At 59.9% G+C, this 730-nt stretch carries 1 pseudogene; it reads left to right on the top strand.

Annotated features, from left to right (window positions below):
• Positions 1-129: 129 nt before the first annotated feature.
• Positions 130-730, top strand: a pseudogene (locus tag DU506_RS11215) (IS200/IS605 family accessory protein TnpB-related protein); the annotation flags it as partial.

The following is a 730-nucleotide window of genomic DNA, read 5'->3' as shown; positions in this document are numbered from 1 at the left end:
GAAGGGAACGCGGTGGTCGAGGTAATAGAACGGCTGATACATCCCACCCAAAAACGGCCACAGGTACGCTACACGTACTTTGCTGAACGCTACTACAAATTTCCATCGTACCTTCGCCGCGTGGCTATCATGGATGCGGTCGGTCAAGTCCGCTCCTTCGTGACACGGTTTGAGGCGTGGCGCAGCGGTGATCGTAAACACCTGCACGCCAAACCACCGCGCCTGACATCCAGCACCAAGACCTTTCCGAGCCTTTACGGGAGCCAGTGCGCCAAGATCAATGCCGATGCCAGCCATGCCTTTATCAAGGTGCGACAGCACAATGATTGGGTCTGGATGGGATTTCGGCTCAAGGGAACATGCCGGTTCCGGGGGAAAGGCAAGGCCAAATCCCCGCTACTGACCACTAACGGTCGACAATGGCTGCTCTCGTTGCCCGAACAGTTCGATCCACCCAAGCCCGCCAAAGGCGCCCCTGACCGGGTGCTCGCGGTGGATGTTGGCATTAACACGGCGGCGACCTGGGCGGTCGTCGATGCTCAAGGCACTGTCCACGCACGGGGGTTTCTCTCGCGCACGGATAAAGACCGGGAGTATCGACTGATGAACCGCATCCGCCGTCAGGCACGGAAGCAAACCCGGCACGGAAGCCGGTTGCCACCGGGCTTCTGCCGCCGCGATCACCAACGGCTGACCAGCCTGGCGGATAACCAGGCCCATCAGATCAGTC

This window comes from Vreelandella rituensis (assembly GCF_003336665.1).
In the GTDB taxonomy this organism is placed as follows: Bacteria; Pseudomonadota; Gammaproteobacteria; order Pseudomonadales; family Halomonadaceae; genus Vreelandella; species Vreelandella rituensis.
Note: the sequence above shows the minus strand (reverse complement) of the source record. Positions and strands in the feature narration are given on the sequence as shown.